Origin of the sequence: Tardiphaga sp. (assembly GCF_041424195.1) — a bacterium.
Taxonomy (GTDB): domain Bacteria; phylum Pseudomonadota; class Alphaproteobacteria; order Rhizobiales; family Xanthobacteraceae; genus Tardiphaga.
Genome location: NZ_JBGMOE010000131.1, coordinates 1 through 7,700, shown reverse-complemented (window position 1 = coordinate 7,700; position 7,700 = coordinate 1). Strand labels below are relative to the sequence as shown.

Genomic DNA, 7,700 nt, shown 5'->3' with positions numbered 1-7,700 from the left:
TATCCGTGCCCTGCTTCTGCTGGATCTATGGCGACCTGCACGAGAACGTCCGTGATCTAGTTGGCGAAGTGCGCCATGACGTGCCCAAGGGCTTTGTCCTCGAATGGGGCCGACGCATGATCAAGATCCAGCGCCGCCGTTATGGCGAGCATTGGCCCCGCAAATTCCTCAGGTTCCGGCCACGTCGCTCAGCGCTGCAAATTATCTCGGAGGATCGGCCATGAGCATCAGCGAAAAGAACTATTGGCAGATGTTCAATGCTCTACAGCGGATTAAGGCTTACGACCCCCCAGAGCGGATGCGTCGTCATGCCGAAAACGATTGGGGCTGCCCCGCATCAGAGGCCATCGAGATGGCTTATGAGAACGTCATCCAAGAGGCGAAGACCGGACTCAAGGGCGTCCGCAGAATGAAAAATGCCCCCTCGGTCACGCGCCATGGGCGCGACACCACTACTAATGGGGGCGCCCGTGACTAAAGAACACGAGATCGTGCTGGCGCTGAATCAGTCCGCCGATGCCGGCCACTGCGGCTCCTGCCATTTCTTCGTGCGCAATCCCGACGCAACTAGCGAATGGGACCAGACCGGCCGCTGCAAATTTCGTATGCCGCCGACGCGAGAATTTAGCCGCGTCGTCTGGGACGCAGAGAGCCGCCCGCTGGACACCGTTGACGACAAAGATGGCTGCGATTTCTGGAGGTCCAGCGGCAAAACTTACATCGTTTCACAGAGGATCAAGCCATGACTCTTTTCTTCAACGCGGCAGGACCGATGATCAAGTACGAGCGCGATGCGTTCGGAGAAACGTTGCGGGTGGAAGACCTAAATCCGCAAAAGGAAATCGCATTCCGTATAACGCCAATGGAGCTTCTAAAGTTCGGATTCAAGTGCATCTGGGCGGCGGTGCGGCCATGAGGGAGACGGTCACAATATACGTCCCGGATGGTTACGCCAGTTCCAACGAGTTCTTGGATGACTGCGCGTTCGAGTGCTTCGCAACCGGCAGTGAAGACGTTGCCGCTTTCAATGACGGTTATGCGGCTGGGGTTGAAGACCGGGACGATCGGCTAGCTGGCGACTTTAACCAGATCAAGCGCCTAGCCCTCGATTGCAAGCCGCACGAGATATTGTCGGCTCTGTCGTCCATCGTGCGGATTTGTATTGATGCTGACAAAAGCATGAAGGCATCCACGGTCGCTCCGCAACAATCAGGAGGCGGCACATGATGCCGCGCGACGATGAGCTGCTGACGCTCAAGGAAGCATCGGAAATCTTTTTCCGCGGGAAGCGATCGCCAGGGGTCTTGAAGACCCAGGCCGAGATCGGCAATCTTGCTGTATCTAAAATCGGCGGGAAATACTTCACCACAATAACTGATCTGAAAGTCATGGTAGAAAAATGCCGCGTCAAAGCAGAGGCCCGCATCTCTGGCTCGACAAAGAGCGCGACCGATGGACAATCATCGACCGCAAGCGCCGTACTCGCACTCCGTTCTCTTCAAGAGAGCTTCCGCAAGCCGAAAGCGCGCTCAACGATTATCTCACCAGCAAACACACCGTCTCCAAAAGGGACGAAAACCCGCCACTCGCAGACCTGCTGAAAGCATATCTCGTGGAGCATTTGCATCAGATCCCGTCCGGCTCGAACACCGAATACAACGTCCGCAACTTGTCAAAGTGGTGGGGGTTGAAGCGGCTCGAAGACGTGACCGCCGCGAACTGTATTGCCTATGCAGAGACAAAGAATCGGCCCGGGGCGCGCAATGACCTGAAGGTGCTGCGCTCGGCGATCAATCATTGGCACGCTTATCACGGGCCACTGAAGGCAATTCCCCCAGTCAAACTGCCGGCCGCTTCGCCAGCCCGAGAGCGCTGGCTGACGCGCACTGAGGCTGCACGGCTGCTATGGGCCGCACGGCGGGTCCCGAGGCTGGCCCGATTCATCATCATCGGATGGCATACCGGCTCGCGCTCAATCAATATCTTCGGCCTGCGTTGGGACATGGTGAAGTTCGAGAGCAGCATTGTGTTGCGGCGCCCGCCCGGCGTGGCCGAGAGCCATAAGCGCACCCCGCCTGTCCGCGGTGGCGAGCGGCTAATGGCCCATCTGCGTCGATGGAAGCGGTTGGATGAAGCCGCATTCTCCAAGGCCAACGATCTGCGAGCGAAGCGCGGGGACGCGCCGCTGGAGCCGTGCCCGTATGTTATCCACTGGAATTGGCAGCCTGTGGCCAAGCTTCAGAAGGTGTGGCCGGCTGCGGTCAAGGCAGCGAAGCTCGGAAAAGACGTGACACCACACGTTTTGCGTCATTCCCGGGTTACCCATCTGCTGAAGAACGGTATTTCGATCTGGGACACGGCCAAATCGGTAGGAATGACGGCCGAGATGGTCGAACGCGTCTATGGCCACCACCATCCCGACTGGCAGAAAGGGCCTTCCCAGGTACGTTAGGTTACCGTAGGATTACCGAGCGACACTTCGAAATTCACGAAATGCCTTATTTTAATGGTCGGAGCGAGAGGATTTGAACCTCCGACCCCTAGTCTCCCAGACTAGTGCGCTAACCGGGCTGCGCTACGCTCCGATGGGGCATCGTGTAGCTTCGATCCGTCCGAGGCGCAAGAAGGCTGAGCGGATTGAAACGGATTGGTTGTGGGACGGCGACTAGCCGTCCTGCATGGCCGTATCGAGCGCCCGACGGGCGGCGAGCAACTGCTCGAGCACGGCTTCCAGCCGCTCGCGATCGAGGCGCCGCTGCGGGCCCGGCCTTGCGCTCGGGGCCACGGCAGGTCTTGCGCTCTGCGTCGGAGCCGACGTCACCGGTTCGGGCCGCGCCGCAACAGGATTTGCCAATACGGGGTTTGCCCGCGACGGCGGCCGCTGCAACTGCGGCTCAACGCGCGGCGACGCCGATGTCATCGGAGGTTCGCGGCGGGCACCGGCATCCGGCGCGCGGCGAGCGACAACAGGAGCAGGAGCAGCCTCCTCCTCGTCTTCTTCCTCAGCCTCGTCTTCAGCCTCTTCGCCGTCGTCCTCGTCGCCCTCTTCTTCCTCGTCCTCGGCTGCGTCGGCGTCAGCCTCGTCTTCGGCCTCTTCCTCGATGTCCTCGTCGCGTTCAGCCTCGTTCCCGGCCTCTTCTTCCTCGTGTTCCTCTTCGACCACGGGACGCTTCGCCTGGACGCGTGGCGCGCTGGCGGCAGATACCGGCGCGAAGCTCGGCGCAGCGTGGCCGTCCACCAGCCCCTGCACCGACTTGATGCCGTTCTCTTTCAGGATTCGTTGCACACCGCGGATGGTATAGCCCTCGCCGTAGAGCAACCGGCGGATGCCGCGCAGCAGATCGACATCGTCCGGGCGATAATATCGCCGGCCGCCGGATCGCTTCATCGGTTTGATTTGAGTGAACCGCGTTTCCCAGAACCGCAGAACATGCTGCGGTATATCGAGATCGTCAGCGACCTCGCTTATGGTTCGAAACGCATCCGGCGCTTTGTCCAAGTGCAGGATCCCTGTGGTTCGCCCAGTGTTTATCTAATCGGTGTTTCAGCTAGTCGTCGTGATCTTTGCCGTTGCCTGCAGAAGTGCTGTCGCCATTGATCCGCTGTTTCAGGATCGCAGACGGCTTGAATACCATCACCCGCCGCGGCGAGATCGGTACTTCCGTGCCAGTCTTCGGATTGCGGCCGATGCGCTCGCCTTTTTTGCGCACCATGAATGAGCCGAACGAGGACAGCTTCACTGTCTCGCCCTTCTCCAGACAATCCGTAATTTCTTTCAAAACAAGTTCAACAAACGCGGACGACTCCGTGCGTGAGAGACCTACCTTTTGGTAGACCGCCTCACACAGATCGACGCGTGTGACTGTTTTTCCCGTGCCCGTCATCGCCTGCCCCACAAACTCTCGGCGAACCAAATTCGCGTCAGAAATTAGGAGGTTAACGCGCTCCGGTCAACAGTCACCATCGATGCAAAGGCATGGAAAATCATGACAATTTGAGATGTTGTCGATCTGCATCATCACCAGCGAATGAGTGCAGACCCCCAGGTGAAGCCGCCGCCCATGGCTTCGAGCAAGACGAGATCGCCCTTCTTGATACGGCCGTCATTGACCGCCACGGACAGGGCGAGCGGAATCGATGCGGCGGATGTGTTGCCGTGAAGGTCCACGGTCAGCACCACCTTTTGCGGTGCAATATGTAATTTGTGCGCCGACGCATCAATGATGCGTTTGTTGGCCTGATGCGGCACGAACCAGTCGATGGTCTCGGCGCTGGCGCCGGTGGCCTTGAAGGCATCGACGATCACGTCGGTGATCATGCCCACCGCATGTTTGAAGACCTCGCGGCCTTCCATGCGCAGGTAACCCACCGTCTGGGTCGAGGACGGACCGCCATCGACATACAGCTTTTCCTTGTGCCGGCCGTCGGAGCGCAGATGCGTGGTCAGCACGCCGCGATCGCTGACGTCGCCGGGCTGGGTCTGGGCTTCCAGCACCACCGCACCGGCGCCGTCGCCGAACAACACGCAGGTGCCGCGATCGCTCCAGTCGAGAATGCGCGAGAAGGTTTCCGCGCCGATCACCAGCGCGCGCTTGCCGGCGCCGGTGCGCAGCAGGCTGTCGGCGGTGGTCAGCCCAAAGATGAAGCCGGAACACACGGCCTGCAGGTCGAACGCCGCGCCATGGGTGATGCCGAGCGCGTTCTGCACCGCAACGGCGGTTGCCGGGAACGTATTGTCCGGGGTCGAGGTCGCCAGCACGATCAGATCGATCGACTGCGCATCGACGCCGGCATTGGCCAGCGCGGCCTGCGCGGCCTTGATCGCCAGATGCGAGGTGAACTCGCCATCGGCAGCGATGTGCCGCTGCTTGATGCCGGTGCGCTGGACGATCCACTCGTCCGATGTGTCGACCTTGGATGCCAGTTCGGCATTGGTCAGGATCCGCTCCGGCAGGTAAGAGCCGCAGCCGAGCACGACCGAACGTATCGCAGTCACGAGACAGCCTCCTGCGCGGCCGGGCTCGCAGGGAGCGCGTCGCCGTCGCGGTTGAGCATTTGATTGATCTTGGTGAGAAGGTCGTAGCGGACCATGTCGTAGCCGACATCCACCGCATAGGCGAAGCCATCCGCATTGGTGCCACCGTGGCTTTTCACGACGATGCCGCGCAGGCCGAGAAATACCGCGCCGTTGGACTTGTTGGGATCGACTTTGTCGCGCACCGCCTTGAAGGCGTTCTTGGCGAACAGATAGCCGATGCGCGAGCGCCAGGTACGGGCCATGGCATTGCGCAGATATTCGGCGAACTGGCGCGCGGTGCCCTCCGCCGCCTTCAGCGCGATATTGCCGCTGAAGCCTTCGGTGACGATCACGTCGGCGTCGCCGCGGCCGATGCCGTCGCCCTCGACGAAGCCGACGAATTCGAGCTGCGGCAGATTGGCGGTGCGCAGCAGTTCGGCCGCATCACGGATCTCGTCGCCGCCCTTGATTTCCTCGACGCCGATATTGAGCAGGCCGACCGTCGGCCGCGCCAGATCGAACAGCGCACTGGCCATGGCGCTGCCCATCACGGCGAGCGTCTTCAGATGCTGAGCGTCGCCGCCGATGGTGGCGCCGAGATCGAGCACCACCGAGTCGCCGCGCGTGGTCGGCCAGATCGCGGCCAGACCGGGGCGTTCGATGCCGTCCAGCATGCGCAGGCAGAACCGCGCCATCGCCATCAGCGCACCGGTATTGCCGGCGGAAACCGCCACATCGGCCTCGCCCTTCTTGACCGCCTCGATCGCCAGCCACATGGACGAGACCTTGCGGCCACGGCGCAGCGCCTGGCTCGGCTTGTCATGCATGCTGACGGCGACGTCGGTATGGATCACCTTGGATACGGCCTTCAGTGCCGGATGATTGGCGAGTTCTTTCTCGATCAGCGCGCTGTCACCAAACAGCAGAAACTCACTGTCGGGATGCCGGGTCAACGAAATCGCGGCGCCGGGAATGACCACCGATGCGCCGATATCGCCACCCATGGCGTCTAGCGCGATGCGAACCTTTTTCGGCATGGACGTTCCGGAAACCTGTCTCTTGCGGCCTGTGACGCTCGTGGCCGCGGACGAAGCCTGCCGCATTCGGCGGCAGACGGCGAAGTTATGGCATTAACCCGATTTCGGCCGGGGACAATAGCGTTTCCGTGACCCGATACAACATCTTGACCGGGCGCTTTTGTCCCGCCAGCCGCTGCGAGCGTGGAATCGCGCCTGGGCTCAGCCCTTCCCGGGCTTCTTGGATTTCGGTTTCTCGGGCTCTGTTTTCAGCGCTTTCAGGGCCGCAAACGGGTGCTCGTCGGGGTCCGGCGCCTCAATAACGGGCTCGAACACGGCATCCGGCTTACGGGGATACGGATCCAGCCCCAGAAACAGGGCGTCCGTGGCCAGTTTGCCGAGGTCGATAATGCCGTTTTCGATCGGCTCCGGCGGATCCGGGGTCTCCTCGTCGCTCTCGATATCCTCGTCCACCGATTCGGCCAGTTCGCGAATCTGCGACGGCGGCGCGAAAATCAGGTCGATCTCTTCTTCGAAATCGGCAGCCACCGGATCCAGCGTCACCACGCAGGTCTGCTCGACCTTGCCCCAGATGCGGCCGGTGACATGCACCGTGCCGCCCTTCACGGGGGTCAGCAGCAATTCGCCCTTGGCAGCGCCCACGCTGACGAGGCCGCCCAGCGCGGCGATTCCCTTGCGCTGCTCGGGGGTGGCCTCGATGTCGCGCGCCAGCCCCGTCTCGGGAATCTGGATCACGGCGATCGGCACGCTCCAGGGCGGCGTGAGATCCACGGTACCGTCGGGTCTGTTCATGTCGTTACCAAGGTTTCCGCAGGCGACGGGAAGTGCCACGCGCCTGATGTCAGTGTCGTTGTATCGAGCGTGCCCAGATGGGCATTCGCCGCTTCGACATAAACAGCGAGACGCCGGGCGTTCTCGATATTCATGCCATAATAGATATTCTTCGACAGCGCCGCCGCCAGAGGCTCCCTGCCCGCGCCCAGCGCTGCGTCATAGGCCCCTGTCCGGCCGTAAAACGCATCGCCGAATTCCCGCATCTTTTTCGCCACCTTCACGTCGCTGGTGCCGAGTTCGCGCAGATTGTCATCCATGTCGCTGCAGAACCTGTCGAAAAGCCCCTGCGACAATTCATCCTTCGGATTCATCCGGCGCAGCACCAGCCACAGGTGCAGCAGCAACATATCGAAACGCCCGTTTACCGTATCCGGTGCCCCCAAGTCCCGATAAAACAAGGGTTCTCGCGCCTGCGCCACGATCATGCCATAGATGGCTTCAATGGTGCCGCGCAACGGCGCCGGGGGCTTTCTGAAGTGACTGAACGGCCAGACCATCTTGGGTTCCTCAGGCGGGCCCCTCGGGCGCGCGCATGTTGCATTCAGAGGTTCTGCCCGGTACGTCAACGCCTTCCGGGATGCAAGAGGATGGGACCCCCTCCGCTATGACAATTTCGACCTCCACCAGCGCGAAGGCGCGGCTGACACGTGGCTGGCGCGGCATGCGCGCAGCACTCGCGGTCGCGGCCCTGTGCGTCACGCTGGGCGCCTGCGCCGAGCAATTCCAGAAGGGTTATATCCTGCCGCCCGGTGCGCTGGAGCAGATTCCGATCGGCGCCAGCCAGGATCAGGTGCTGATCGTGATGGGCACGC

Annotated in this window: 13 protein-coding genes, 1 tRNA gene and 1 pseudogene; 8 read left to right on the top strand and 7 right to left on the bottom strand. The window is 61.5% G+C overall.

The features are described 5' to 3' along the window. From ACEK02_RS17735 to ACEK02_RS17705, 7 genes are all read left to right on the top strand, one after another. A partial coding sequence (locus ACEK02_RS17735; RefSeq protein ID WP_371422895.1) for a hypothetical protein occupies positions 1-224 on the top strand: 224 nt, incomplete at its 5' end. Further along, complete coding sequence (locus ACEK02_RS17730; protein ID WP_371422894.1) at positions 221-478, top strand: hypothetical protein; 258 nt, start codon at positions 221-223, stop codon at positions 476-478. The genes ACEK02_RS17735 and ACEK02_RS17730, both read left to right, overlap by 4 nt. Then, positions 471-746, top strand: coding sequence for a hypothetical protein (locus ACEK02_RS17725; RefSeq protein WP_371422893.1), 276 nt, complete (start codon positions 471-473; stop codon positions 744-746). The genes ACEK02_RS17730 and ACEK02_RS17725 overlap by 8 nt, the downstream gene beginning before the upstream one ends. Next, the gene (locus ACEK02_RS17720; RefSeq protein ID WP_371422892.1) at positions 743-916 is read left to right on the top strand and encodes a hypothetical protein; all 174 of its coding nucleotides are present in this window, start codon (positions 743-745) and stop codon (positions 914-916) included. The genes ACEK02_RS17725 and ACEK02_RS17720 overlap by 4 nt, the downstream gene beginning before the upstream one ends. Then, positions 913-1,227, top strand: a complete 315-nt coding sequence (locus tag ACEK02_RS17715; RefSeq protein ID WP_371422891.1) for a hypothetical protein — start codon at positions 913-915, stop codon at positions 1,225-1,227. Before ACEK02_RS17720 ends, ACEK02_RS17715 begins: the two co-directional genes overlap by 4 nt. Continuing rightward, positions 1,224-1,601 carry a hypothetical protein gene (locus tag ACEK02_RS17710; protein ID WP_371422890.1) on the top strand — a complete coding sequence of 126 codons (378 nt, stop codon included), beginning with the start codon at positions 1,224-1,226 and terminating at the stop codon, positions 1,599-1,601. Before ACEK02_RS17715 ends, ACEK02_RS17710 begins: the two co-directional genes overlap by 4 nt. An 11-nt stretch (positions 1,602-1,612) precedes the next feature. Continuing rightward, a complete protein-coding gene (locus ACEK02_RS17705; RefSeq protein ID WP_371422889.1) occupies positions 1,613-2,452 on the top strand; it encodes a site-specific integrase in 840 nt (279 codons plus the stop codon). A gap of 55 nt (positions 2,453-2,507) precedes the next feature. On the opposite strand, the gene ACEK02_RS17700 is transcribed toward ACEK02_RS17705, so the two are convergent. The 7 genes from ACEK02_RS17700 to ACEK02_RS17670 form a co-directional block, all read right to left on the bottom strand. Then, positions 2,508-2,585 (bottom strand) — tRNA-Pro (locus ACEK02_RS17700). Between the two features lie 80 nt (positions 2,586-2,665). Continuing rightward, a complete protein-coding gene (locus ACEK02_RS17695; RefSeq protein WP_371422888.1) occupies positions 2,666-3,499 on the bottom strand; it encodes a MerR family transcriptional regulator in 834 nt (277 codons plus the stop codon). Between the two features lie 49 nt (positions 3,500-3,548). Continuing rightward, complete coding sequence (locus ACEK02_RS17690) at positions 3,549-3,884, bottom strand: integration host factor subunit alpha (protein WP_371422887.1); 336 nt, start codon at positions 3,882-3,884, stop codon at positions 3,549-3,551. Between the two features lie 134 nt (positions 3,885-4,018). Continuing rightward, positions 4,019-4,996: a beta-ketoacyl-ACP synthase III gene (locus ACEK02_RS17685; RefSeq protein ID WP_371422886.1), complete on the bottom strand. Its 978-nt coding sequence runs from the start codon at positions 4,994-4,996 to the stop codon at positions 4,019-4,021. Then, positions 4,993-6,054 carry a phosphate acyltransferase PlsX gene (gene plsX, locus ACEK02_RS17680; protein ID WP_371422885.1) on the bottom strand — a complete coding sequence of 354 codons (1,062 nt, stop codon included), beginning with the start codon at positions 6,052-6,054 and terminating at the stop codon, positions 4,993-4,995. The genes ACEK02_RS17685 and plsX overlap by 4 nt, the downstream gene beginning before the upstream one ends. A gap of 201 nt (positions 6,055-6,255) precedes the next feature. Next, a complete protein-coding gene (locus ACEK02_RS17675) occupies positions 6,256-6,846 on the bottom strand; it encodes a DUF177 domain-containing protein (RefSeq protein WP_371422896.1) in 591 nt (196 codons plus the stop codon). Next, positions 6,843-7,385, bottom strand: a complete 543-nt coding sequence (locus ACEK02_RS17670) for a ubiquinol-cytochrome C chaperone family protein (RefSeq protein ID WP_371422884.1) — start codon at positions 7,383-7,385, stop codon at positions 6,843-6,845. Before ACEK02_RS17670 ends, ACEK02_RS17675 begins: the two co-directional genes overlap by 4 nt. A 107-nt stretch (positions 7,386-7,492) precedes the next feature. Between ACEK02_RS17670 and ACEK02_RS17665 the strand changes: the two are divergent. Beyond that, positions 7,493-7,700: pseudogene (locus tag ACEK02_RS17665) on the top strand (outer membrane protein assembly factor BamE); the annotation flags it as partial.

What these genes read in the sequence shown, in the direction of transcription:
- ACEK02_RS17715 (WP_371422891.1), top strand. Translation starts at nt 913, where the DNA reads ATGAGGGAGACGGTCACAATATACGTCCCGGATGGTTACGCCAGTTCC.
- ACEK02_RS17730 (WP_371422894.1), top strand. Translation starts at nt 221, where the DNA reads ATGAGCATCAGCGAAAAGAACTATTGGCAGATGTTCAATGCTCTACAG.
- plsX (WP_371422885.1), bottom strand. Translation starts at nt 6,054, where the DNA reads ATGCCGAAAAAGGTTCGCATCGCGCTAGACGCCATGGGTGGCGATATC.
- ACEK02_RS17710 (WP_371422890.1), top strand. Translation starts at nt 1,224, where the DNA reads ATGATGCCGCGCGACGATGAGCTGCTGACGCTCAAGGAAGCATCGGAA.
- ACEK02_RS17675 (WP_371422896.1), bottom strand. Translation starts at nt 6,846, where the DNA reads ATGAACAGACCCGACGGTACCGTGGATCTCACGCCGCCCTGGAGCGTG.
- ACEK02_RS17670 (WP_371422884.1), bottom strand. Translation starts at nt 7,385, where the DNA reads ATGGTCTGGCCGTTCAGTCACTTCAGAAAGCCCCCGGCGCCGTTGCGC.
- ACEK02_RS17690 (WP_371422887.1), bottom strand. Translation starts at nt 3,884, where the DNA reads ATGACGGGCACGGGAAAAACAGTCACACGCGTCGATCTGTGTGAGGCG.
- ACEK02_RS17720 (WP_371422892.1), top strand. Translation starts at nt 743, where the DNA reads ATGACTCTTTTCTTCAACGCGGCAGGACCGATGATCAAGTACGAGCGC.